Annotated in this window: 25 protein-coding genes; 14 read left to right on the forward strand and 11 right to left on the reverse strand. The window is 54.8% G+C overall.

The features are described from left to right. Positions 1–36: 36 nt before the first annotated feature. The 3 genes from ABJL60_RS16680 to ABJL60_RS16690 are packed head-to-tail and all read right to left on the reverse strand — an operon-like array spanning position 37 to position 2,369. Positions 37–1,149: a CaiB/BaiF CoA-transferase family protein gene (locus ABJL60_RS16680; RefSeq protein ID WP_348375745.1), complete on the reverse strand. Its 1,113-nt coding sequence runs from the start codon at positions 1,147–1,149 to the stop codon at positions 37–39. Further along, positions 1,149–1,838 carry a thioredoxin domain-containing protein gene (locus ABJL60_RS16685; protein ID WP_348291052.1) on the reverse strand — a complete coding sequence of 230 codons (690 nt, stop codon included), beginning with the start codon at positions 1,836–1,838 and terminating at the stop codon, positions 1,149–1,151. The genes ABJL60_RS16680 and ABJL60_RS16685 overlap by 1 nt, the downstream gene beginning before the upstream one ends. Positions 1,839–1,856: 18 nt before the next feature. After that, a complete protein-coding gene (locus ABJL60_RS16690) occupies positions 1,857–2,369 on the reverse strand; it encodes a DciA family protein (protein WP_108829879.1) in 513 nt (170 codons plus the stop codon). Positions 2,370–2,464: 95 nt separating this feature from the next. On the opposite strand from ABJL60_RS16690, the gene mutY reads away from it, so the two are divergent. Genes mutY through ABJL60_RS16705 form a run of 3 tightly spaced genes read left to right on the forward strand, consistent with a single transcriptional unit; the run spans position 2,465 to position 5,183 of the window. Next, a complete protein-coding gene (gene mutY / locus ABJL60_RS16695; protein ID WP_348375743.1) occupies positions 2,465–3,517 on the forward strand; it encodes an A/G-specific adenine glycosylase in 1,053 nt (350 codons plus the stop codon). A gap of 53 nt (positions 3,518–3,570) precedes the next feature. Beyond that, the gene (locus ABJL60_RS16700; RefSeq protein ID WP_348375741.1) at positions 3,571–4,707 is read left to right on the forward strand and encodes an alkane 1-monooxygenase; all 1,137 of its coding nucleotides are present in this window, start codon (positions 3,571–3,573) and stop codon (positions 4,705–4,707) included. A 59-nt stretch (positions 4,708–4,766) separates the two neighbouring features. Continuing rightward, on the forward strand, positions 4,767–5,183 hold the full coding sequence (locus ABJL60_RS16705) for a response regulator (RefSeq protein WP_348375739.1): 417 nt from the start codon (positions 4,767–4,769) through the stop codon (positions 5,181–5,183). Between the two features lie 20 nt (positions 5,184–5,203). On the opposite strand, the gene ABJL60_RS16710 is transcribed toward ABJL60_RS16705, so the two are convergent. The 4 genes from ABJL60_RS16710 to ABJL60_RS16725 all read right to left on the reverse strand — a co-directional run bounded on the left by ABJL60_RS16710 (position 5,204) and on the right by ABJL60_RS16725 (position 9,175). Next, positions 5,204–6,550, reverse strand: coding sequence for an adenylate/guanylate cyclase domain-containing protein (locus ABJL60_RS16710; RefSeq protein WP_348375737.1), 1,347 nt, complete (start codon positions 6,548–6,550; stop codon positions 5,204–5,206). Between the two features lie 193 nt (positions 6,551–6,743). Continuing rightward, positions 6,744–7,844, reverse strand: coding sequence for a site-specific DNA-methyltransferase (locus ABJL60_RS16715; RefSeq protein ID WP_108829883.1), 1,101 nt, complete (start codon positions 7,842–7,844; stop codon positions 6,744–6,746). Positions 7,845–7,946: 102 nt separating this feature from the next. Next, positions 7,947–8,540: a ribonuclease HII gene (locus ABJL60_RS16720; RefSeq protein WP_348375796.1), complete on the reverse strand. Its 594-nt coding sequence runs from the start codon at positions 8,538–8,540 to the stop codon at positions 7,947–7,949. Positions 8,541–8,698: 158 nt separating this feature from the next. Continuing rightward, a complete protein-coding gene (locus ABJL60_RS16725; protein WP_348375735.1) occupies positions 8,699–9,175 on the reverse strand; it encodes a hypothetical protein in 477 nt (158 codons plus the stop codon). A gap of 168 nt (positions 9,176–9,343) precedes the next feature. Here ABJL60_RS16725 and ABJL60_RS16730 point away from each other — a divergent pair, with 168 nt between their 5' ends. The 3 genes from ABJL60_RS16730 to ABJL60_RS16740 all read left to right on the forward strand — a co-directional run bounded on the left by ABJL60_RS16730 (position 9,344) and on the right by ABJL60_RS16740 (position 11,221). After that, positions 9,344–9,628: a hypothetical protein gene (locus ABJL60_RS16730; RefSeq protein WP_108829886.1), complete on the forward strand. Its 285-nt coding sequence runs from the start codon at positions 9,344–9,346 to the stop codon at positions 9,626–9,628. Next, positions 9,600–10,301 carry a hypothetical protein gene (locus ABJL60_RS16735; protein ID WP_108829887.1) on the forward strand — a complete coding sequence of 234 codons (702 nt, stop codon included), beginning with the start codon at positions 9,600–9,602 and terminating at the stop codon, positions 10,299–10,301. The genes ABJL60_RS16730 and ABJL60_RS16735 overlap by 29 nt, the downstream gene beginning before the upstream one ends. 152 nt (positions 10,302–10,453) lie before the next feature. After that, positions 10,454–11,221: an HpcH/HpaI aldolase/citrate lyase family protein gene (locus ABJL60_RS16740; protein ID WP_348291061.1), complete on the forward strand. Its 768-nt coding sequence runs from the start codon at positions 10,454–10,456 to the stop codon at positions 11,219–11,221. Positions 11,222–11,225: 4 nt separating this feature from the next. Here ABJL60_RS16740 and ABJL60_RS16745 read toward each other — a convergent pair whose 3' ends face one another. Beyond that, on the reverse strand, positions 11,226–12,368 hold the full coding sequence (locus ABJL60_RS16745; RefSeq protein ID WP_348375733.1) for a DUF3095 domain-containing protein: 1,143 nt from the start codon (positions 12,366–12,368) through the stop codon (positions 11,226–11,228). Positions 12,369–12,488: 120 nt separating this feature from the next. On the opposite strand from ABJL60_RS16745, the gene ABJL60_RS16750 reads away from it, so the two are divergent. From ABJL60_RS16750 to ABJL60_RS16765, 4 genes are all read left to right on the forward strand, one after another. After that, on the forward strand, positions 12,489–13,661 hold the full coding sequence (locus tag ABJL60_RS16750) for an MFS transporter (RefSeq protein ID WP_348375731.1): 1,173 nt from the start codon (positions 12,489–12,491) through the stop codon (positions 13,659–13,661). A 121-nt stretch (positions 13,662–13,782) separates the two neighbouring features. Then, complete coding sequence (locus ABJL60_RS16755) at positions 13,783–14,805, forward strand: aspartate-semialdehyde dehydrogenase (RefSeq protein WP_348291065.1); 1,023 nt, start codon at positions 13,783–13,785, stop codon at positions 14,803–14,805. Between the two features lie 106 nt (positions 14,806–14,911). Then, positions 14,912–16,540, forward strand: coding sequence for a mucoidy inhibitor MuiA family protein (locus ABJL60_RS16760; protein WP_348375729.1), 1,629 nt, complete (start codon positions 14,912–14,914; stop codon positions 16,538–16,540). 117 nt (positions 16,541–16,657) lie between these two features. Further along, complete coding sequence (locus ABJL60_RS16765) at positions 16,658–16,867, forward strand: hypothetical protein (RefSeq protein WP_348291069.1); 210 nt, start codon at positions 16,658–16,660, stop codon at positions 16,865–16,867. A gap of 1 nt (position 16,868) precedes the next feature. Here the strand turns inward: ABJL60_RS16765 and ABJL60_RS16770 are convergent, their stop codons facing one another. After that, a complete protein-coding gene (locus tag ABJL60_RS16770; RefSeq protein WP_348291071.1) occupies positions 16,869–17,180 on the reverse strand; it encodes a transcriptional regulator in 312 nt (103 codons plus the stop codon). 3 nt (positions 17,181–17,183) lie between these two features. Further along, a complete protein-coding gene (locus tag ABJL60_RS16775; RefSeq protein WP_348375728.1) occupies positions 17,184–18,158 on the reverse strand; it encodes a sodium-dependent bicarbonate transport family permease in 975 nt (324 codons plus the stop codon). Between the two features lie 96 nt (positions 18,159–18,254). Between ABJL60_RS16775 and ABJL60_RS16780 the strand changes: the two genes are divergently transcribed. Beyond that, positions 18,255–19,124 carry a LysR family transcriptional regulator gene (locus ABJL60_RS16780; protein ID WP_348291074.1) on the forward strand — a complete coding sequence of 290 codons (870 nt, stop codon included), beginning with the start codon at positions 18,255–18,257 and terminating at the stop codon, positions 19,122–19,124. A 346-nt stretch (positions 19,125–19,470) separates the two neighbouring features. Here ABJL60_RS16780 and ABJL60_RS16785 read toward each other — a convergent pair whose 3' ends face one another. Next, the gene (locus tag ABJL60_RS16785) at positions 19,471–20,121 is read right to left on the reverse strand and encodes a carbonic anhydrase (RefSeq protein WP_348291075.1); all 651 of its coding nucleotides are present in this window, start codon (positions 20,119–20,121) and stop codon (positions 19,471–19,473) included. 154 nt (positions 20,122–20,275) lie between these two features. Between ABJL60_RS16785 and ABJL60_RS16790 the strand changes: the two genes are divergently transcribed. The 3 genes from ABJL60_RS16790 (at position 20,276) to ABJL60_RS16800 (ending at position 22,888) form a co-directional block, all read left to right on the forward strand. After that, positions 20,276–20,656, forward strand: coding sequence for a hypothetical protein (locus ABJL60_RS16790; RefSeq protein WP_348291076.1), 381 nt, complete (start codon positions 20,276–20,278; stop codon positions 20,654–20,656). A 70-nt stretch (positions 20,657–20,726) separates the two neighbouring features. Further along, positions 20,727–22,109: a leucyl aminopeptidase family protein gene (locus ABJL60_RS16795; protein ID WP_348375726.1), complete on the forward strand. Its 1,383-nt coding sequence runs from the start codon at positions 20,727–20,729 to the stop codon at positions 22,107–22,109. Next, on the forward strand, positions 22,106–22,888 hold the full coding sequence (locus ABJL60_RS16800) for an NlpC/P60 family protein (RefSeq protein WP_348375724.1): 783 nt from the start codon (positions 22,106–22,108) through the stop codon (positions 22,886–22,888). The genes ABJL60_RS16795 and ABJL60_RS16800 overlap by 4 nt, the downstream gene beginning before the upstream one ends. The last annotated feature ends 12 nt before the right edge of the window (positions 22,889–22,900 follow it).

Below are 22,900 nucleotides of genomic sequence, written 5' to 3' on the forward strand. Positions count from 1 at the left end.
CATGTCGTAGCCCGTTAGGGCTTCCTTTGGATCAGGTCAGCCGTCTTCGTTCAGCTTTGGGGCAGGGCGATGCAAGGCAAGCTCCGCATCTGAAAACCGGATAGGCGTACGTATTCCCGGGACCCCGTCCAGCGCGATCTGTATCTCTCGGGCTTTGACCTGCGGATCGGCCATGACATCCGCCATATCGTTGATCGGACCTGCAGGCACGCCTTGGGCTTCGCACGCCGCCAACAGATCATCGCGGTCGCGCAAAATTGTGGCCGCCGTCAGCAATTTGGTCATTTCATCACGGTTGGCAATGCGGTCGGCATTCTTCAGAAATTTGCTGTCCGTTGTCATCCAGTCCAGCCCCAACAACTGGCACAGACGCCGATACTGACCGTCGTTGCCCGTGGCGATGATGATATGCCCGTCCGCACAATCAAACACTTGATACGGCGTCAGGTTCATATGGGCATTGCCCATCCGTCCCGGTGCCTTGCCCGTTGTCAGGTAGTTCATGGCCTGGTTCGACGTAATCCCCACCGCCACATCCAAAAGCGCCATATCAATATGTTGCCCACGGCCGGTTTGATGACGTTGATGCACGGCGGCCAAGATCGCCGTTGTGGCATATACTCCGGTGAAAATATCCGTAATGGCAACGCCTGACTTTTGCGGCTGGCCGTCCGGATCGCCCGTAATTGACATAAGCCCCGACATGCCTTGGATGATGAAATCATATCCTGCGCGGTGGGCGTAGGGGCCGGTTTGCCCGAACCCCGTGATCGAACAGTAAATCAGTTCGGGGAAATCCGCTTTAAGGCTGTCGTAGTCCAACCCGTATTTCGCCAATCCGCCAACTTTGAAGTTTTCAATCAAAATATCCGCGTCTTGCAAAAGCGCTTTGACCCGCGCCTGCCCCTCTGCGGTTTTGAAATCTGCTACGACAGATGCTTTTCCACGGTTTGTCGAATGGAAGTATGCCGCAGAGACATCGTCATCGCGCGTCACAAACGGCGGACCCCACTGGCGCGTATCGTCGCCAGCGGGGCTTTCTACTTTGGTGACTGTTGCCCCAAGATCAGACAGCGTTTGACCAGCCCAAGGCCCCGCCAAAACACGCGCCAATTCAACGACGCGCAGTCCTTCAAGGGGCGCTGCCATTACTCGGCCGCTTCGTCGATCAGCTTGGACATTTCTTCAAAGGACATGTTGTTGTAGGTTGTGCCGTTGATCACGAAGCTGGGCGTCGAACGAACCCCGTCTTCTTCCGCATTTTCCTGATACCACGCCACCAACGTCCGCGCTTTGGTGTCATCTTCAAGACATGCTTGCAGGGTTTCGTCGCTTAAGCCTGCCAAGCGACCAATTTTACGCAGTTCGCCGATGATGGCCGATGGTTCACCCGCACGCGACCATGTGCTTTGCCCGGAATAGATCAAATCCGTCAGCCCGAAGAATTTGTCGGGTCCGGCACAGCGCGCAATCATAGACGCCCAAAGGCCGTAGCGGTCGAAATACACTTCACGGTACACAAAGTTGATTTTGTCTGTGTCAATGTAATCGCGTTTCAGATCCTTGAAAACACCGCTGTGGAAGTTGGCGCAGTGTGGGCAGGTGTAGGATGCGTATTCGATAACCGTAACAGGCGCATCTGCATTCCCCAATGACATATCCGGGATCAAAGATGTGTCGAGGTCCGCATTTTCATCGGCGTTGTCCGCGGCCGTTGCAACAGGTTCTACCACCGTTGAGGCGGCGACAGGGGTGTCTTGGCCCGATGGCGCCACAAAAACAAAGTATGCGCCGACGCCCACCAAGGCGGCCACGACAAGAGGAATGATACGTTTCATAGAATAAATATCCTTAGTTCAGGGATGTGTTTTACGGGTTAGAATGTTGGTGCCCAAACGTTCAAGCGCTTGGCGCAAACCATCGTCGGCGACAGGTGCAACAGTTTGCACCGCTTGCGCCACGTCCTTCGGATCCAAACGTGCCGGGGCCGTATCCGCTTTGCGTGCCGCAAATGCCACCTGCCCTTCTGCAAATCCGGTTGGTGCGGTCTGTGTGATCCGAACACGCGCAATCGCATTGTAGCCGTAAACGGCGTTTACCTTAGCGCGAATTTGTTCCTTTTGCATTTCCAGCATCGTGGCTTGCGCCCCGGTGGTCAGCAGTGTCAGCGTCGCCCCCATGCCCCCGCGGGTATAGGACACCTCGACAGGGCGCGCGATTTCGGCCACCGATGGCCCTGCAATTTCCGCCCAATGCGTCAAAAGGCGACTTTGCGCGAATCCCCGGCTCTCAGAGGCCGTGCGGATACGATCGCCCAGCAAAGAACTGGTGCGTTTGAACCCTTTTGTACTGGCACGGCGCTGCGCCACGGCTATGTTCCCTTCAGAACGACGATAACTTTGGTTGCATCATAGCGTATGCCCACAGCACCGCCAGCGAAACGATTGGTTAAGGATCATAAACATTGTGTGACCTGAGCACAGAATTGCTGGATTGGTATGACCTGCATGCCCGCGCCATGCCGTGGCGCACGCCCCCCGCCGAAAAACAGGCCGGCGTTCGTTCGGACCCCTATAAAATATGGCTATCAGAGGTCATGTTGCAGCAAACGACAGTCGCTGCTGTCACCGAATACTTCAATCGCTTTACCAACCGCTGGCCCACCATCAGCGCCCTTGCTGCGGCAGATGACGCAGATGTGATGGGCGAATGGGCAGGTCTTGGATATTATGCCCGCGCCCGCAATTTGTTGAAATGCGCCCGCGCGATCGTGGCCGAGCATGGTGGCATTTTCCCTGCCGATCATGCCGCTTTGCTAAAGCTGCCCGGCATCGGCCCCTATACGGCGGCGGCCATCAGCTCTATCGCATTTGACCTGCGCCATGTCGTTGTGGATGGCAACGTCGAACGCGTCATGGCGCGGTTGTACGACGTGCACACGCCATTACCAGCCGCCAAACCCGAATTGACCACCCTTGCCGAGGCGTTGACACCAAACAGCCGCCCTGGCGATTACGCCCAAGCCGTGATGGATTTGGGCGCCACCCTTTGCACCCCGAAATCCCCCGCCTGCGGCATATGCCCATGGCGCACGCCCTGTCTGGCAAGACAAGCAGGTACGGCGCAGGATCTTCCCAAGAAGACACCTAAGAAACCCAAACCCGTCCGTCATGGCACGGTGTATGTGGCCCGGCGCAGCGATGGCGCTTGGCTGTTGGAAACCCGCCCCGACAAGGGGCTTTTGGGTGGCATGCTTGGGTGGCCCGGATCAGATTGGGTTGATGTGGCAGATAACCGTCCGGCCGGTGCGCCCCCGATCGAAGCCCAATGGTCCCCGATTGCAAGTGAGGTGCGCCATACTTTTACGCATTTCCATCTGATCTTAACCGTTTTGCATGCAGACACCGACAACACGCCCACGCAAGGCACATTTGTTCCACGCGAGGCATTCCGCCCTTCCGATTTGCCCACAGTCTTTCGCAAAGCCTTCGATTTGATCGCCAATCCGCCGCATTGAGACACGTTCCGTTTCAGCGTAGTCTTCACGCAAGAACAGCCAAGGACGCCGTCATGACCATACCCGCCGCAGAGTTGTCAAAGCTGACACGGGCCCTGCCTTTTGCCATTTCCCTAGCACTTATCCCCTTGGCATGGGTTGGTGCATTTTACGGGGGATGGACGGTTGTACTGCTGCCTCTCGTTACGTGGTATATGTTTTCGTTTCTGGACGCCGCCATCGGCCTGAACACCGAAAACGGCGATCTGGATGCAACAGACGATGATCTGTTTTGGTACAGCGCCATCACCATCGCTTGGGTGCCTTTGCAATTTTTGACCCTGTTCGGAATGATTTGGTATGTGGCCCCTGCCGAACACCTGTCTTCTTTAGAAAAAGTCGTGCTTTTCTTTGGCGTGGGCGTGATTACAGGCACTGTTGGCATCAACTATAGCCACGAACTGATGCATCAGAAAAACAAACTGGAACGCTTTATGGGCGACGCCTTGCTGGCGATGGTCCTGTATTCGCATTTCCGGTCTGAACACCTGCTTGTGCACCATCGTTATGTCGCAACACCAAAAGATCCCGTAACAGCGCGTTGGAACGAAAGCTTTTACCGGTTTTACCCCCGCGTTTTGCGACAGTCCCTTCTGTCTGCGTGGAATGCCGAAAAGGGGATGCTGGCGCGTAAGGATTTGCCGTGGTCTGATCGGTCTAACCCGTTTTTCAAATATTGGGCGTTGCAAGGCGGTTGTATCGGGCTTGCTGTTATTTTGGGGGGCTGGACCGGCCTTGCTTTGTTTTTGATCCAGGCTGGCGTGGCGATCTGGCAATTGGAATTGGTCAATTATGTCGAACACTACGGTTTGACACGGAAACACTTGGGTGATGGCAAATATGAACATGTGCATCCGCACCATTCATGGAACGCTGCGCATAAGGCCTCGAACTGGTTGTTGATCAATCTGCAACGCCACTCGGATCACCACTATAAACCCGACCGCCGTTTTCCAGTGCTGCAAAATTACACCGACGCACAGGCACCGCAACTGCCCTATGGGTATCCGGTCATGACGGTCGCTGCGATGTTTCCACCACTTTGGCGCAAAGTCATGCACCCGCGCGTGCGCAAGTGGCGTGAAATGTATTATCCAGAAATCACCGACTGGAAGCCCTACAACAAAGCCCAAAACCCACTTCCACGCTGACCACTTCTTAAACATTTGCTGTCAAACGTGTCGGCGCAGATGTGAAAAGCGGATATGTAATGCAGGCTCAAACAACAGTGTCGAAACCCCGTCCCGAGCGGGTATGCCTAGTAGTAGAAGACAACAAGTTTGACCAAACGCGTATCTCGCGGGCCATGTCACACGGGTGCCGGGACATCAGCCTTGTATTCACCGACACTTTGGCAAAAGCACGCGCAAAAATCGATGAAAATCCATTTGTGATGATCTTGCTGGACAACAACCTGCCGGACGGCATGGGCGCGGATTTCGCAGTGGAATTGTCCAAACATCCGACCCATAGCAAAACACCCGTCGTTATGGTCAGCGATTGGCCCTCGCCTTTTATGTGGGCCAAAGCCACCAAGGCCGGTGTCCATTACATCGTCAGCAAAGACGACTTCCATTCCGGGTATGTGCAGTCTGCATTGAAAAAGTCGCGACAACGGGTGCATTGACGGATTGCGCCTATTTACCCCTAGGCCGTCCAGATCACCAGTGGGACATCCAGACCCCGGATGACATGTTCGCCCACGGCGTCCAACGGGTCGTGTGGTTTGGTCACTTTTTCCGACAAGGCTTTTGCGTAGGCGTCGTCGCTGACAATCAATGACACACCCAAAGGCCGCGTTAAGGCTTCAAGGCGACTAGCCACGTTGACTGTGTTGCCGATGACCGCAAATTCCAGCCGGTTTGCCCCAATATCGCCCACAACGACCGGCCCATAGTGGATACCGAAACTTGCGTGAATGGCAGGCAAACCTTCGCTTTCACGGGCATCGTTCCAACCTTCCATGGCACGCATCATGGCGCGTGCGCAGCGCAAGGCATTGCTTGCATCACAGGGTCCTGCGACAGGGGTGCCAAAAGTCGCCATCAACCCGTCCCCCAGATATTTGTCCAATGTTCCATCATGCGCAAAAACTTCAGCCTCCATGCGCCCGTGGAATTGCCGCAGCAGGCGAATGACCTCTTCTGGGGGGCGGTTGGCCGATAGCGCTGTAAACCCCACGATATCCACAAACAGGACTGCGATGTCCTGGTTGCGAATCTGTTTAAGCGGTTCATCGTTGTGGGACAGTTCATGCACGACATTCGGCGAAAAATAGCGTGACAAGTTCGCGCGTTCCCGTTCAAGACCCGCGTTGCCCAACAAAAGCGTTTCAAACCTGCGCACCGTCAGGGCAAGGGTGTAGCAACAGATCAAAAGTACAACGACCTCTTGGATGCGGCGATCCCAGTTCACATTGTTAGGATCGACAAATTGCGCCATGAGGGTGTCGCTTGGAAAAGCTTGGGCAATGCCCGCGCTGATCTGTGGATAGGTGATCCCAAGCCACCAAATCAAAGCTGTGCCGACAAGCCAAGACACCACGGACCAATGACCCAGCGCAAGAATAGTACGCCACGAATAAGACAGCGTTCCCAAGGTGAGAAACACAAAATAATACATAAACGTCTGGAATTCATACACCACAGACGTCGGCCACGGATCAGAGTTGAACGGGTTGGGAAAAAGCAACGCAAAGGTCAACAAAAGCACATCAAACGCTATGAAAAACAGCTCAGCGCCGGATCGGCCAACCCGCCCGACGCGACGCAAAAACCAGCCATTCAACGCCACCAATGCAAGCAGCGCCAAAGAATACAGGACCTCGATGCGTGGATTGAGGAATGGCAACAAAACTGCAATCACCGCGATGGCAGCCCAGCGCGCACGCACGGCCAAATTCAAGCCTTCTTGCTTGTGGCGCTCTAATGCAGCTTGCGCAAATTTTCCCGGAGCATCTTCCAAAGATGTGTCTATCGATTGAACGTCCGCCATAGTGTTCGCCTGGTTCCTGCAATGTTAAAGACATTCACACTGCACAGCGCAAAATTCAACCTCATGGGGATAAAGAATAACACTGTTCATAAAAAAAACCCCGCCAACGAGGGCGGGGCATAGGTAAGTGCCTATGGTTATAGCCTTGGGTAAAGGCCGCAGGCACCGGCGGTGTTCGTAAAACTTTAAAAACTCAGTTGATCATCTCTGCGCGAATTTGCTGGCGCAAAAGATCGATGGGCACTTTTTTCCCATCTTTCTTGTAGCACCAGTACGTCCAGCCATTACAGCTTGGGGCGCCCTCAAGATGAGCACCGACCTGATGGATCGATCCTTTGATGTCGTCCCCGATCAACGTGCCATCAGCGCGCACTTTGGCTTTGTGGCGTTGGTTCAGGGAATACAGCTCTTCGCCCGGGCGCAGCATGCCGCGTTCAACCAATTGGCCAAACGGCACACGGGGTTCAGCCCGCTTTGAAGCGCTGACTTGCAACGCTTCGCGGTCAAACTTACGCACATCAGCAATGCGTTTTTCGGCCACTTCGCGGTACTCAGCTTCGCGTTCGATCCCGATGTATTCGCGGCCCAGCATTTTCGCCACGGCCCCTGTTGTTCCCGTTCCAAAGAACGGGTCCAACACGACGTCGCCCGGATTGGTGGACCCCACCAGAACCCGATGCAACAGGCTGTGTGGTTTTTGGGTTGGATGCGCTTTTTCACCGTCTTTGTTCTTCAAACGCTCGTGGCCATTGCAGATCGGCAAGACCCAATCGGAACGCATCTGAATGCCTTCGTTCAACGACTTCAACGCTTCGTAGTTGAAGGTGTATTTGCTGGATTCTTCTTTGCCCGCCCAGATCATTGTTTCGTGGGCATTGGTAAAGCGTTTGCCGCGGAAGTTCGGCATCGGGTTGGACTTGCGCCACACCACGTCGTTCAAAATCCAATATCCTTGGTCCTGCAACGCCGCACCAACACGGAAGATATTATGATAAGATCCGATGACCCAAATTGCGCCATTTGGCTTCAACAAACGCCGGGCCGCTTTGAGCCATGCATTGGTGAAATCATCATAGGCTTTGAAGCTGGAAAACTGGTCCCAATGATCATCAACCGCATCAACCTTAGAGTTGTCAGGGCGATGCAATTCGCCCTTCAGCTGAAGGTTATATGGCGGGTCTGCAAAGATCAGATCGACTGAATTTGCAGGCAGCGCATTCATCACATCGATGCAATCGCCAGCAAGAATCGTGTTTAGCGGAAGCGCCTCGGCGCTTTTCATATGTTTCGTCATTTGACTGCCTCTGTCCTAGCCGTTTTGGCCCGGGTCATTTTGACCTCGTTGGTTGAGTACCAATGTGAGTCAAAGGCGATTCGCGGTCAAATTCTTTTTGAATCAATCACTTACGATTTTTTCTTGATACAAGATGTTGTGTATAGGTTTGAAGGATCCTCTATGGTGTGGGGTTACCCCAAGATTTTCCAACGCCGACATGTGGCTTTTTGATCCATAACCCATGTTCGTTTCCCAGCCATATCCGGGGTGCTGTTGCGCCAAATCCACTAGGACACGATCTCGACATATTTTGGCCACAATTGAGGCCGCCGCGATGGACAAAGAACGGCTGTCCCCCTTCACTAACGTGGTTGCTGGAAGATCAAGGTCGCGTGGGATCATATTACCGTCGATCAACGCATGATCCGCAGGGCTTTGCAGCCCCGCAATCGCGCGCACCATCGCAAGATGCGAGGCCCGCAGAATATTCAACGTGTCAATCTCGTCCACGCTAGCATGCGCCACCGAAACATCTGCATGTGCTAGAATTCGCGGATAAAGCTGTTCGCGTTTCTTGGCTGTCAAAGCTTTTGAATCGTTCAAGCCTTCTGGAATGAACCCCGGCCTTAAAACAACTGCTGCCGCAGTCACAGGCCCGGCCAATGGCCCACGCCCCACTTCATCAACGCCCGCAACCCGTCCGCCTATCTGCATCTCGAAAGTGAAATCCGGCACAATAAACCCCCCGCCCGCTTCGCCCCAAGTACACACGCCCCATGTGCAGCTTCAACCGCAACCACGAAAAAGGGGAAGGTGCCCGAACACCTTCCCCAGTTCACACGACCCCGAAGGGTTGCGCTACAGGCACACTCTTAGTGGCGTGCCAATTTGTAACCGGCTTTCTGCAGGCACCGTGCGCCGTAGCTGTGGATCACGCGGTTTTTGCTGCGATCAGCGCGCGCGCAATGATGCGGCAGGCTGTTTACATGACGGTAGTGATTGTTCAGGCACCCCTGCCCAAAAGCGTTGATGCGTTTGCCGTTGCGCAGTGGCACCGTGCGCAGGCACCGGTTGGGCAACACAAACCGACGCGGCAACGGACGCGGGGCCGGATCTGTGTAAGGGCGACGCGGATTGTGAACCCGGGGCCTTGGCTGATGCTGCGCTTCTGCATCATGGCGCTTGTCGTTGATGATCGCACCCAACACGGCCAGCCCGACAAGGGCCCCCAGCACTTTGGCCACATCATCATCCCCCGCACGGGCAGGTGCCGCAGAAAAGGCCGTCAGGGCAATAGAAACTGCTGCAACGGTGCTGATAAATTTCTTATGGAAGGGAATGCTTGTCATGGCGTGTGATCCTTTTGATTGGTCCGCAACAGGCTGTGCGGTGTTTGTGCAACCAAACTGGGGGCAACCCCGTCCGACAGGCAATAACGGCGCGGTGTTATCGCATATCATGTCCCAAAAGCCTTTGTTGTTATTGAATAACCACGCATTTCCCCCCACAATTACGTCATGAAACACGCATTTCTTATCCTTGCCGCCCTGCTGACATTCAGCAGTCCTGCGCAGGCCCAAAACTGCTACGCCGACTACAAGGCAAAGCAAGATGATCCCTTGCGGCTACACTACGGTGTTGCGCAGATTTCCGGGGCCTGTTCACCCGGCGCAGCACAGGCCCAATTGGGGCCCCGACTGGCTGCCCAAGGGTGGACCTTGCTTACAATTGTCTCCACCTTCGGGGCAGACGGCCTGAATGAAAGGAAGCAACGTGCTGGATCAAACTACCTCCGCTTCTGAGGCGCGACGTTCTGGGACACGGCTTGTCGGGTTTGGGCTTGCTGCAATTGTGCTGGTTCTGGGCGCAGCTGCCTTTGTGTTGTTCTACAACTTACCGGATGCCAATGCGTTCAATGCCAAAGTGGAAACGATCTTTGTAGAAAACGACCTGACCACGCAGGCAGAAATCAAACTGCTTGAGATTCTTGCACAGTCCGGCACGGCGTTTTCAGACGTTCTTGTGTCCTACCGGACCATCATTTTCGTTTTGCTGGTGTTCGCCACAGCTTTGCTGATTGCCTCACTGGTGTTTCTGGTAATGCTGGTGATCCTGAACCGCCGCATGGCTCAAATTGAACGGGCAGGCATCGAGGTGAACTCGCTTTTGATCAGCCGCGAAGAGAACACCGTCTACCTGAATGACATGGGTTTCAAACTGACAGCGGCCGCAATGGAGACGATGTCCATTCTTGCCGAAGCCCGCATGGACGACGATGTTCTGACAGGATCCGAGATCGAAGGCATGATATCAGGACGCAGTGCCGCAGACTGCGAAGAAGCGGCAGGGGCCACGCGGATCAAACGATTGCGCGACACATTGGGCAACCAGATGGTCAGCGAACTTTTGGTCAAAAACATCGCGCGGCGAGGATATATGCTGGCAGTGGGTAAAGACGTGATCAAAGTCGTCTGACGCCTGATTGTCCTTTTCCTGAAAAGCCACTCCGGGGGCCAAGCACCGGGTGCAGAGCACCTTGAACCGACGACCAATACAACCAAGGTTTCGGCTGGCCAAAGACCGTGTCAGCCCACTAGGGTGCAAAAAACGTCTTTGGAGATCAGCACATGCCAGCCCCTAAAAACACTTTCAAAGCAGCACTTCTGAACGGAGACACTTTGATCGGATGCTGGCTTAGTCTTGCCAACAGCCACTCGGCAGAGGCATTGGGGGTCGCTGGTTTTGACTGGCTCCTGATTGACGGCGAACATGCCCCAAACGACATTAGATCTATGCGCGACCAAATTATCGCGCTCGACAGCAGCCCGTCGCATGCGATTGTACGGCTGCCCATCGGCGAAACCTATATGGTGAAACAGGTGCTTGATATCGGTGCGCAAACTATTCTTGTACCGATGGTCGAAAGCGCTGAGGAAGCACGCGCATTGGTCAAAGCATGCCGTTATCCACCAACTGGCGTGCGCGGTGTGGGCTATGCCGTGACGCGGGCCGGGAAATTTGGAACGATCCCGGACTATGGTACAACGGCAGACGACCAGACATGCCTGCTGGTGCAGGTTGAAAACCGCAAAGGGATCGACGCGCTGGACGATATTCTAAAGGTTGATGGCATTGATGGCGTCTTTGTCGGACCCGCAGATCTGGCCGCTGATATGGGCCACATGGGGGATGCGATGCACCCCGACATGCAACACCTGATCTATAACAGCATCGCAAAAATTGCCGCCGCAGGCGTGGCACCCGGCATCCTAAGCCTGAACGATGAAATGACCACCAAAGCCATGGACGCAGGGGCGCGTTTTGTTGCCGTCGGGGTGGACATGCTGACACTGGTCAACGCATCCAAAGATCTGGTCAAAAAGTGGAAATCTTAGGCGCCTAGCCACTTTTGATTTGTGCCGCGGCTTGGGTATATCCCCCCGAAGCGCCGTCGATGAAATGCACATGTGTGTTAACCATGGGGGACGGCACAATGCACGTCATCATGGCTTCGTCTTGGGTGTGCAGACCATAATTCAGAATACCATCCGCACGGGCACTATCAAGAATGGCCTGTAAATCGGCCTGCGTGGCAGCGTCACAATCAATAGTCATTTTCAGACCATCATCGAATTTTCGATAGTCAGCATTGCCGGCAACCTCGCGGCGGTACTTTTTGGGGTCAAAGCCACCAATGGTCACGCCAAGGTTCAACAAAAGCCACGCGATTGCGGTTTCAAACAAAACCTGTCGCTTCCGTTTGCCCAAAGGCATATCTTTTTGGCTGACTTTCGCGTCCAATTCATAATTCTGCGGTGGCCATTTGGTACCGGGGCCAATCTCGGGGGATGGGTGCCCCCCCCGATCAAGTTGACCAGCCCGTGTCAGTACGGTGGTGCACACATCCGAAAATGCCTTTGGATCAATGCCTGCAGCAGGTTGAATGACGATTGACAAAATCGTGCCGGATCGCGCCTTCATATGGCTCCAACGGCATGAAAGCCCCTCCAAATCCGGCAAAGTGCCACTGGGTGCCGCCGGAATATTATGTGCGCCCGCTTTCATTTGCGCTTCCGCCCACGATATTCCGCCACCGGAAAACATCGCATAATCGACGCCCTCCGACGCTTGATACCGCGCCACCGCAACATCGTGTCCCGCGCGGCGAATGTCGCCCACCGAAACCATAGCCACACGCAATTCAATGCCAAACATCTCTTGCGCCCAAACCTGTACAGCTGCCAACGCCATTGCGGCTGTTTGGGCGTGGGACACGGGGCATGCAAAGGCAGCCCCGTCGCCGCCAAACACATATGGCAATGCGCGCCCTTTGGCGGCGTTGACCTGCGCCGAGATCACAGCCGCCCCGACCATATTCACGGTTTTGTACCGGCCTTTGGCGATTTCACCGGTAGACCCCACAATATCCGACGTGCCGACCATCCAATCGTCCGGCAGCGATGTGTAGACTTCGGCACTTGCGAACTCCACAAAAGTGTCCCGTGTCGGCAACAAACTGTAGAATTCAAAATCTTTACCCATGTACCAAAGCTAGCGTGGCATCCCCATGAAACCAACCGCAAACACTTGTGCACGGTCATATCCCATGTCAGTCAGGCGCAGTGCCCGTCAAAAACGATCAAGGCAGCAAGGGAAATCAGCATGCAAATTGGCCTTATCCTTCTGACAGTCGCATATGTGCTTAGCCAATTTTTCAGAGCGTTCCTGGCCGTGCTCAGCGGGCCTTTGCAACAGGATCTGGGCGTTGATGCCGAAGCGTTGGCCTTTGCGTCAGGGCTTTGGTTTATCAGCTTTGCAGCCATGCAAATTCCAGTAGGCTGGGCCTTGGATACAATCGGCCCCAAACGTACAGCGTCAGCGCTTATGCTGGTGGGATGCGGCGGCGGCGCTATGCTGTTTGCGGCGGCCGGATCGGCCTTGCACATCAACCTGGCCATGATCCTGATCGGGATCGGCTGTTCACCTGTCCTTATGGCGTCTTTCTATATTTTTGCCCGCGAGTTTTCGCCGCAGAAATTTGCAACATTGGCAGGGTTGATCATCGGGATCGGGACCTTGGGCAATCTGATCTCATCCTATCCAATGGCTTTGGCCGAAGATCTTGTCGGTTGGCGCACATCGATGCTGGCGCTGGCGGGTTTAAGTGCCCTGGTCGCTGTTGGTGTGCAATTCACTGTCCGCGATCCGGCCAAAGCACAAGCGACCACAAAGGGTTCGTTGCTGGACCTTTTGCGCATGCCTGTGATCTGGTTGATCTTGCCGATTGCCTTGGTCAATTACATGCCTCCCGGCGCGATACGTGGGATCTGGATTGGGCCGTATCTGCAAGACGTCTTTGGATATGACACAGCGCAGGTGGGCATCGCGTCTATGGTCATGAGCGCCGCAATGATCGGAGGCGTTTTACTGTATGGTCCGCTTGACCGTATCTTTGGAACACGCAAATGGGTCATCGTTGCAGGGTCCACCCTGACGTTGGTTTGCATCGGCTGGCTTTGGATGTTTCCAGCCGCCTCGCCTGTCGTGTCTATTGCGATGATGTCTGGCGTAGGCTTCTTTGGGGCAACTTTCCCGGTGATCATGGCGCACGGCAAAAGCTTTTTCCCGGCGCATCTGGCAGGGCGGGGTGTCACCTTGTTGAACCTGTTTGGCATCGGCGGGGTCGGATTGGCGCAGTTTGCAACCGGGCGCTTGCACACGGCCTATCAAGGCAGCGACGTGACGGCGCCCTATACAGCCGTTTTCGGTTTCCTTGGGTTGATGCTGGCGGTGGGTCTGGCGCTGTATCTGTTTTCCAAAGACAACACTGGCTGAATGCGCCGTTTTCTTTGAAAGAAAACGGGCCCGAAAAATTGAATTTTTCGGCTCCCCTTCCCCCTATGGGGAATCCCGTGTAAAGGGCGCTCACCATCCCTATTATATTGGAGTAAATCAGATGGGTTACCGCGTCGTTGTCGCGGGTGCCACAGGCAATGTGGGCCGCGAAATGCTGAACATTCTGGCTGAACGCCAGTTCCCCGTAGACGAAATCGCCGTTTTGGCGTCCCGCCGTTCTCTCGGCACGGAAGTCACGTTTGGCGACAAAACACTGAAGACGAAGGACCTGGACACATTTGATTTCACGGGCTGGGACATTGCGCTTTTTGCCATCGGCTCGGACGCGACCAAAAAGTATGCCCCGAAGGCTGCCTCAGAAGGCTGCATCGTGATCGACAACTCGTCGCTCTATCGCTACGATCCCGATGTGCCGTTGATCGTGCCGGAAGTGAACCCCGAAGCGATCATGGACTATTCCAAGAAAAACATCATCGCCAACCCCAACTGCTCAACCGCGCAGATGGTTGTGGCCTTGAAGCCTTTGCATGACCGAACACCAATCAAGCGCGTTGTGGTGTCTACCTATCAGGCCGTGTCCGGTGCGGGCAAAGAAGGCGCGGACGAACTTTGGGATCAGACCAAGTCCATCTACAATCCTGTGGATGACAAGCCGGCGAAAAAGTTCACCAAGCAGATCGCCTTCAACGTGATCCCGCATATTGATTCCTTCATGGAAGACGGCACCACCAAAGAAGAATGGAAAATGATGGTCGAGACGAAGAAAATCGTCGATCCCTCCATCAAGGTCACGGCGACTTGTGTGCGCGTTCCTGTGTTTGTAGGCCACTGCGAAGCCATCAACATCGAGTTTGAGGACTTCCTTGACGAAGACGAAGCCCGAGACATCTTGCGCCAAGCGCCCGGTGTGATGGTGATCGATAAGCGCGAAGACGGCGGCTATGTCTCGCCCATCGAATGTGTTGGTGAATATGCGACATTTATCAGCCGCATCCGCCAGGACAGCACAATCGACAACGGCCTGAATATGTGGTGCGTGTCGGACAACTTGCGCAAGGGTGCCGCTTTGAACGCGGTGCAAATCGCGGAAACGCTCGGTACGCGGGTTTTGAAAAAAGGCTAAAACCTGCCGACGCTTGAAACATTCAAAGGGGTGCCCACGCGGTGCCCCTTTTCTTTTGCCTGTGTTCCCGCCACCTTAGGGCAGAAATTACCAAAGGTTTCCCCTCATGCGTATGATAACGATTGCCGCTTTGTCCTTGATGCCCTGCTTTGCGATGGCCGACACGATCACTGTTTACAGCCAACCTAATGAAGTACGCATTTTCCCAGGTGCAACACAGGTCACGCGTGTTGTAACGTTTGAGATGCCCGCAGGCCAACACACTATACTTTTCCCCGATTTGCCCGAAGAAGTCGTTCCAAGTTTTGTAGATGTTCATTTGGAAGGTGCACAAATCACGGGCCGCAGCTTTATCGAGTCTTCTGAATCGGTAGTCCTGCCAAACACATCAGAACGCTACCTTGCCGCCAAAGCCGATGTTGATGCAGCACATGCGCGCTACGAGGCGGTACAGGACCAAGTCAAAACAGCCGAGGCACAGATCACAGCTGCAAACGGCCAAATTGACTTCCTGAATGGGCTGTCTAAAAATGAAGGATTGCCAGACGGGGCAGATACCCTGCGTGATCTGTCGCGGATGGTTTTTGAAGAAACTGCCAAGGCGCAATCGGCTATAATTCAGGCGCAAGCAAAAATCCGGGGTCTTAAAGACGATCTTGAACAGCTAGGGCTTGAGGTAGATAATGCCGCCGTTGTGCTCGATACCGTAGCAACACCACGCGAAGACGCAATACAAATGTCCTTAAGTGCCAATGTTCCAACAGCTGGTTCTGTCACGGCCAACATCACCTACATTATGGGAACAGCCAGCTGGTACCCGAACTACCGCATGGACCTAATCACCGGAGATTCCCCATCCCTTAGCGTGGACCGGTTTGCAACGATACAGCAACGCACAGGTGAAAACTGGAACAACGTGACGTTGTCGCTTTCAACGCTTTCCCCAACAGTTGACGCATCCCCATCGCGTCCTTTTGCCCAGCGCCTTCGCATCGAGGCCCCTGTTCAAAAGTTAAGCGTAAGTGCGCGATCCCTAGATGCAGACGCCCTCACGGACGGCATTATCGAAGCCCCTGTGATCATCGAGGAAGCCCAAGGTAGCACGCCTTCTATGGCAGGCCCGGGAACACTTTACGAGTTCCCTCAAAAGGTGTCGTTGCTGTCAGGGTTCACGCAAGCCCAGCTGGCATTAGGCACTTTGACATTTACCCCCGAACTTAGTGCAGAAGCCACCCCGCGTGTCGATTCCACCGCCTTTAGAAAAGTGCTGTTTACAAACGACAGCACCGAGCGGCTGCTGCAATCACAGTACGCCGTTCTTTATGTGGATGGACGTCTGATGGGCGACACTGAAATAGAGACAATCGAGCCCACCCAAGAGGCCAACCTGTTCTTTGGCCCCATCGACGGCTTGCTGGTGTCGCGGACTGTTCTGGACCGCAACGAAGGGGACCGGGGCTTTGTCACGCGGTCCAACGAGAACAGCGAAGATATTCGCATCGACATCGAAAACCTAACGGACCGCGCGTGGGACGTGGCCGTGTTTGATGGTGTGCCTTATGGCGAACAAGAGGATCTGGTGATTGACTGGACGGCCTCTCCGAAGCCGGACCAGATCAACGACGACGATCGTCGCGGTATCTTGCGGTGGGACCTGAACGCCGCGGCAGGATCAAAGCAAAGCATTTCCATCAAAACAAAAATCACATGGCCTGAAGGTCTGGAATTGCGCTGATCCGTTTCATTTGAACAAAACCCGATCCAATTCTTAAAGGGCATTGCAATCAATCTGTGCGAACTTGATCATAATCCGGTGTGGGGCCGGTTCGTAAGGGTGAGTGGAGATAGGTGAATGTTTACGCTATTTGAGCCGACGCATAACTATGGCAGAGGCAAACAGGATGGGTTGCCCGAAAAAGTAACCAAACAGGAAATGCTTCGCATTTTTTCGCAAGAATTGCAGCGGGGCGAACGACAGAACACGCCGCCCCCTGTCGGATCATGGTCCAAATTCAAGGCGCGTGTGATGGTGGCCCGCGTTCTGGGGAACCGCATCCAATAGGTCAAAACCGCTCTGCACGCAGGACCTGACAGTCGGTCACGCTGACCACACCGATGTGGGTTTCGACCACTGCGAAGGCCGCTTGCAGCAGTGCATCGACCTCGTCGGGCCTGCGGATGCACACGACTTGCACCATCCCGCTCGCCCGACTGACCTGGCCTTCACGCGACCACGCGCCAGATCGACCTGAGCCACCCAGCACCGGCAAAATTGTGTACCCCGTCACCCCGGCATTTTCCAATGCCTGCGTCAGCCGTTTTTGCATGATCGCTTCGATGGTAATCTCGATCCGTTTTGCGTTGTGCATTTGCATGGGTCAGCCTCCAGTCGCCATTTGGGCCACAGCCAAATACAGCGGAATACCCAAGGTCAGATTAAAGGGGAAAGTAACCCCAAGAGAAAGAGTAAGATAAATTGACGGTTCCGCCTCTGGCAAGGCGACACGCATGGCCGCGGGCACAGCGATGTAACTGGCCGATGCGCTTAGGACCATCATCAGCAACACACCACCCGTGGACAGGCCCAACAAAACACCAAATCCCAAGCCCGCGACACTGCCAATCAATGGCATCACCACACCAAAAGCCAGCAGGCCCGGGCGCATCACGCGGCCCCCCTGCCGCAACCCGCGTCCAGCAACCAGACCCATATCAAGCAAGAACAGACACAACACACCTTTGAAGGGCGATACGATGAAGCTTTCGATTTCGGCCAATCCCTCTTTGCCGGTCGCCATGCCGATAAAGAACGATCCTACCAACAAAACGATGGACCCGTTTAACAGAATCTCCCGCCACAAATCGCTTTCCATTTCACGCCCACCTGCACCGCGCGACACAAGCCAAAGGGCAGACAGGATCGCAGGTGCTTCCATCGCGGCCGCCACCGCGACCATATACCCTTCGTAGGTTAAACCCGCGCTTTCAAGCACGCTGGTGCCTGCCACAAAGGTCACGATTGAGATCGATCCGTAGTGCGCGGCGACTGCGGCAGCATCCAGACGGGACAGGCCCGACATCACCTGCAACAGCGCAAAGGCGATCAAGGGCAAGGCAAACGACAAAACGATACCCGCCAACAACGACAGACCCAGTGTCAGGTCTATTCCATGATCTGCCACGCTGACCCCGCCTTTGAAGCCGATGGCAAACAACAGGTAGATCGACATGCCCTTGGCCACCGCTTCGGGAATGGTCAGGTCAGAACGGGCCAAAGACGCCGCGACCCCCAGGGCAAAGGATAAAATGATAGGGGACAACAGATTGTTGGCAGCGAGCGTGAAAATATCCATTGCGCGGATCCTTTGCTGGTGGTGTCGCTTCCCTAAAGGACTATGAAGATAATAATAAATATATATTTGCGACTAAATTGTTTTATAAAACAGAACATGGACACTTTGAATTATCACCATCTGCGGTATTTCCGCGAGGTCGCCAACGAAGGACATCTTGGCCACGCCGCTGCGCGGCTTAACGTATCCCAATCCGCCCTTTCGATCCAGATCCGTCAACTGGAAGACCGCCTGGGGCACGACCTGTTCGACCGTGTGGGCCGCAAACTGGTTCTAACCGAAGCCGGACGCATCGCATTGGACCATTCTGAACGCATCTTCGGCGCAGGCAGCGAATTGTTGGCCGCTTTGCGTCAAAGCAGCACCGCCCGCCCACCTTTGCGGGTCGGGGCGCTATCAACCTTGTCGCGCAACTTTCAAATGCAGTTCTTACGGCCAATCCTTGCCAGTGAAGGCACGCCAATCACGTTAAAATCGGGCAACACCCATGTGCTCCTGAAAGAGCTCGAATCCCTCGGCCTTGACGTGGTCCTCACCACAGAACTGCCCCCCAGCGGCACCAAATCGCACTTCGCCGCCCAGCGCATCGACGAACAAATGGTCGGCGTACACGGCCCACCCGCCCGGCTAAACCACCCAACACTCAAAACACTCTTGCGCAGTGAACCCTTGATCCTGCCCACAGACAGCGCCGTGCGGACCCGGTTTGAAAACCTGGTGACAAAAATGGAAATTACCCCGCACATCATAGCAGATGTGGACGATATGGCGATGGTGCGGCTGCTGGCACGCGAAGGCGTTGGGGTGGCAATTGCCCCGGCAGTTGTGTTCGCCGATGAAATCGCCAGCGGCTTGCTGGCCACCGCGCCCTTTACGCTTGATATCTCGGAACCATTCTACGCCGTGACACTGCCCCGCAGCTTTCCGCACCCTGCATTGGCGCGGCTTTTAAGACGAGAGACGTGACTTAAGGCCGATACGTCCAAAATCGCACGAATACGCGGCGCAGACGCAGCCCGATATCCGACTGCCAAAAGCCTTGCAGAAAGGTCAGCGCACCAAGAAAATATAGACAGATCACAAACGTGCGATTGGGACGGTCCAGGGTATTTTCCAAGGCCCTGACTTTGTTTTTTAATAAACCGGTGGTCTAAATGCCAATGTTTGGATCGCTTAAAGTGATGCGAAGATTTTCGACTATGGCTCGGGTCTCGGTCAGAGCGGCCGCATCAGTGATCCAATGGAAAAGGCCCAACGCGGTAAACATCACGAATAGGAAAAAGTCCTAGACCCCTTTTCTCATAAAGCGTGCCTAAACCGCGTAAAATGACTGGGTGTTGTGGTCATAATGTTCCAGACTACCTTCACCAATATCAGTCCAAAGGCCATGAATACTTAGATCACCCTTGTCGACACGTGACCGGATGAACGGAAAGGTCAGCAGGTTTTCCAAAGACGCAACAACGGCGTGTTTTTCCAACAAGCGGCTTTGCTGCGCGGGGTCGGGTTCATCGGCCACAAGGTCGTACTTTGGACGCAAAATATCCATCCAACGCCCTACAAAGCTTTCCTTTGCTTCCAATTCAGGCGCGTGCCCCTGACACATGTCGATACATCCTTGCACCCCACCGCAACTGGAATGGCCCAAAACAATCAAATGCGCGACATTTAGCACCGTGACGGCGTATTCGATGGCAGCGCTTGTGCCGTGGTGATCGCCGTCCGGCAGGTATTCCGGCACAAGGTTGGCGATGTTGCGGTGAATAAAGAACTCGCCTTGGTCCGCCCCAAAGATCGAGGTCACATGCACCCGGCTGTCGCAGCATGAAATCACCATAGCACGTGGACGTTGGCCCTCGGTGGCAAGGCGGCGATACCATTGCTGGTTCTCTTTGTATCCTGTGGCTTTCCAGCCGTGATAGCGTTGAAGCAAATAGGCGGGCAACGGCTTTACGTTGTGCATGATGTCATTCCTCGGACGTGTCTTACCTTCGCCATTACCCTGAATTTGCGTCGAATTCGAGGGAAAATGCACAGCCATCATAACCATTTGGGAAGGAAACCGGTGCGATACCTGATGTCCAGGCCGTGGGGGCAAATTGCAAAGGGTGAGTGCAATGAAACAAATAACACAGATCAAACCGCTTGAGGCGGTGCGCGTCGATCATGAACGATTGGGCGCATTGTATACGCAATTGGGGGAAGCAAGCGCAGAAGACGTGGTTTGCCGCGCCATGGAAGAGCTGGCGTTGCGCTTGTCGCACTGCGACCGCTTGTTTCGCAGGTCCGATTGGGTAGAGCTGCGCAAAAGTGCCAGGTCCCTGATTGCGATTGCAGAGCAGATCGGCATGTCGGACGTTTCGCGCGTTGCAGGGCATGTGACGGAATGCATCGACACCGAAGACGACGTGGCGCTGGCCGCGACCTTGCAACGGTTAATGCGCACCGGCGAAGGGTCTTTAACAGCAATCTGGGACAGTCAGGATATCACCATCTGATCTTCGGCTTGCGGTCCAACATTCAAACGCTACTGTGACATGGCACTCTCACCCTACAAAAGGTTTTGCCATGTCCTTGCATTTTTCGAACGCCGACGCGGCAATTCCCCTTCACGTCATTTCTGAAGACAATTGCGAAACCTGGCTATCAGGGCAAGGGGACGCCGTGCGGACATGGTGTGCCGCCCATGGGTTCAAAGGGGCACTTGGCCAAACCATCGCTCTTCCCGACGGGGCAGGTGCTCCGGGAATGGCGTTAATCGGATATGGTTCTGACGCGACCCGTCGCCGGGGTCGTTTCCATCTTGCGGCTGGCGCAGTTAACCTGCCCGAAGGTCACTACCGTATCGCATCTGGCATACCGACAGATCAGCTGGCATCGGAAAGCTTAGGTTGGCTGCTTGCGGCCTACCGCTTCCACGCCTACCGCGAAGGGTCGCACATGAAAGCGCACCTTGTGTGCCCCGAGGATGTCAACGCATCCGAAGTCGAAGCCATCGCCAACGCAGAGGCCTTGACCCGCGATCTCATCAACACCCCAGCCTCCGACATGGCCCCCCCTGATCTGGAAAACGCCGCCCGCGCATTGGCCGATGAATTTGGTGCCAGCATTTCTGTTGTGACTGGCGCTGATCTTTTGGAACAGAATTTTCCTATGATCCACACTGTGGGCCGTGCGGCTGACCGCGCACCCCGCCTGATCGACATGGCTTGGGGTACGGATGGCCCGAAAATCACCCTTGTCGGCAAAGGTGTATGTTTCGATACCGGTGGACTGAACCTGAAACCCGGCGGCTCTATGGGCTTGATGAAAAAGGACATGGGCGGTGCGGCAGCCGTTCTTGGTTTGGCCCGAATGATCATGGCCACAGGCCAGCAAATCCAACTGCGCGTTTTGATCCCTGCAGTCGAAAATTCAGTCTCTTCAAACGCGTTCCGACCACAAGATATCCTGACCTCACGCAAGGGGCTGACCGTGGAAATCAACAACACTGACGCTGAAGGCCGTTTGGTATTGGCGGACGCACTTGCCTTGGCGGATGAAGGTAACCCTGACATGATCATTTCAATGGCGACTTTGACAGGGGCTGCCCGCGTGGCCGTGGGACCGGATCTCGCGCCGTATTATACGGATGACGAAACAGCGGCCGCCGCATTGGAAGACGCCGCAAAATCCGTTGCTGATCCCGTCTGGCGAATGCCGTTTCACGCCCCATACGAAGCCACAATCGAACCTGGTATTGCTGACCTCGACAACGCACCGAAGGGCGGGTTCGCTGGATCAATCACCGCAGCACTTTTCTTGCGCCGCTTTGTGACACACTGCCCGCGCTACATGCATTTCGACATTTACGGATGGCAGCCCACAGCAGCACCAGCACGCCCGAAAGGCGGCGTAGGGCAAGGGACACGCGCTTTGGTCAAAGCCCTACACGCCATGATCGGCACATGACTGACGGCCGTAGCCTTCCCAACCCGGAATGGGTGGTAGAGGATCGTCCCACCCAAGTATGTGTGCCAATAACAGATGTGTTGCGGCGACCTGACGGGCCACGCGATCGACAAGCACTTATGGGCGATCACGTTACCGTTCTTGGCGTTCAAGGCGCACATAGCTACATCAGGTCGCACAAAGACGGATACATCGGTTTCATTGCATCAAGCGCTTTGACATTACCGAAAACCTGCACACATCGCGTCAGCGCTTTGGCAACACACTGCTACACAAAAGCCGATATGAAATCCCTCGATTTGATGTCACTAAGCCACAACAGTGCAGTATGCGGAACTGAGACCGGAAACGGGTTTTTAGAAACAGAATTCGGGTTCATCCCACAACAACACCTCAGCCCAAGCGACATCAAAATGACGGATCCTGTTGCGGTCGCAACACTTTATCTTGGAACGCCGTATCTTTGGGGGGGCAACAGCCGCTTGGGCATAGATTGTTCCGGTTTGGTTCAGGCCGCACTTCTGGCATGTGGCCAAGACTGCCCGGGGGACAGCGATCAACAAGAAGGCACATTGGGCCGCAAACTACCGTCTGGGGAAACGCCAAAGCGCGGGGATTTGCTGTTCTGGAAAGGTCACGTCGCTTGGGTGGCAAACGATCAAGACGTCCTACACGCCAATGCACATCACATGGCCGTGGCGTTTGAAAACATCGAAGCAGCGAAGCAGCGCATCGCAGAAAATGGCGATGGGCCTGTGACGTCTCACATTCGCCTATAAGGGTTTGCTGTG

The sequence above is a fragment of the Ascidiaceihabitans sp. genome (assembly GCF_039986515.1).
In the GTDB taxonomy this organism is placed as follows: domain Bacteria; phylum Pseudomonadota; class Alphaproteobacteria; order Rhodobacterales; family Rhodobacteraceae; genus Ascidiaceihabitans.

Excerpts from the sequence above, each read along its gene's own strand:
- ABJL60_RS16720 (WP_348375796.1), bottom strand. The coding sequence starts at position 8,540 with ATGCAGATAGGCGGACGGGTTGCGGGCGTTGATGAAGTGGGGCGTGGG.
- ABJL60_RS16795 (WP_348375726.1), top strand. The coding sequence starts at position 20,727 with ATGTCCTTGCATTTTTCGAACGCCGACGCGGCAATTCCCCTTCACGTC.
- ABJL60_RS16800 (WP_348375724.1), top strand. The coding sequence starts at position 22,106 with ATGACTGACGGCCGTAGCCTTCCCAACCCGGAATGGGTGGTAGAGGAT.
- ABJL60_RS16750 (WP_348375731.1), top strand. The coding sequence starts at position 12,489 with ATGCAAATTGGCCTTATCCTTCTGACAGTCGCATATGTGCTTAGCCAA.
- ABJL60_RS16785 (WP_348291075.1), bottom strand. The coding sequence starts at position 20,121 with ATGCACAACGTAAAGCCGTTGCCCGCCTATTTGCTTCAACGCTATCAC.
- ABJL60_RS16755 (WP_348291065.1), top strand. The coding sequence starts at position 13,783 with ATGGGTTACCGCGTCGTTGTCGCGGGTGCCACAGGCAATGTGGGCCGC.
- ABJL60_RS16775 (WP_348375728.1), bottom strand. The coding sequence starts at position 18,158 with ATGGATATTTTCACGCTCGCTGCCAACAATCTGTTGTCCCCTATCATT.
- ABJL60_RS16765 (WP_348291069.1), top strand. The coding sequence starts at position 16,658 with ATGTTTACGCTATTTGAGCCGACGCATAACTATGGCAGAGGCAAACAG.
- ABJL60_RS16700 (WP_348375741.1), top strand. The coding sequence starts at position 3,571 with ATGACCATACCCGCCGCAGAGTTGTCAAAGCTGACACGGGCCCTGCCT.
- ABJL60_RS16680 (WP_348375745.1), bottom strand. The coding sequence starts at position 1,149 with ATGGCAGCGCCCCTTGAAGGACTGCGCGTCGTTGAATTGGCGCGTGTT.
- ABJL60_RS16790 (WP_348291076.1), top strand. The coding sequence starts at position 20,276 with ATGAAACAAATAACACAGATCAAACCGCTTGAGGCGGTGCGCGTCGAT.
- ABJL60_RS16710 (WP_348375737.1), bottom strand. The coding sequence starts at position 6,550 with ATGGCGGACGTTCAATCGATAGACACATCTTTGGAAGATGCTCCGGGA.
- ABJL60_RS16780 (WP_348291074.1), top strand. The coding sequence starts at position 18,255 with ATGGACACTTTGAATTATCACCATCTGCGGTATTTCCGCGAGGTCGCC.
- ABJL60_RS16705 (WP_348375739.1), top strand. The coding sequence starts at position 4,767 with ATGCAGGCTCAAACAACAGTGTCGAAACCCCGTCCCGAGCGGGTATGC.
- ABJL60_RS16760 (WP_348375729.1), top strand. The coding sequence starts at position 14,912 with ATGCGTATGATAACGATTGCCGCTTTGTCCTTGATGCCCTGCTTTGCG.
- ABJL60_RS16745 (WP_348375733.1), bottom strand. The coding sequence starts at position 12,368 with ATGGGTAAAGATTTTGAATTCTACAGTTTGTTGCCGACACGGGACACT.
- ABJL60_RS16730 (WP_108829886.1), top strand. The coding sequence starts at position 9,344 with ATGAAACACGCATTTCTTATCCTTGCCGCCCTGCTGACATTCAGCAGT.
- ABJL60_RS16740 (WP_348291061.1), top strand. The coding sequence starts at position 10,454 with ATGCCAGCCCCTAAAAACACTTTCAAAGCAGCACTTCTGAACGGAGAC.
- ABJL60_RS16715 (WP_108829883.1), bottom strand. The coding sequence starts at position 7,844 with ATGACGAAACATATGAAAAGCGCCGAGGCGCTTCCGCTAAACACGATT.
- ABJL60_RS16685 (WP_348291052.1), bottom strand. The coding sequence starts at position 1,838 with ATGAAACGTATCATTCCTCTTGTCGTGGCCGCCTTGGTGGGCGTCGGC.
- ABJL60_RS16725 (WP_348375735.1), bottom strand. The coding sequence starts at position 9,175 with ATGACAAGCATTCCCTTCCATAAGAAATTTATCAGCACCGTTGCAGCA.
- ABJL60_RS16770 (WP_348291071.1), bottom strand. The coding sequence starts at position 17,180 with ATGCAAATGCACAACGCAAAACGGATCGAGATTACCATCGAAGCGATC.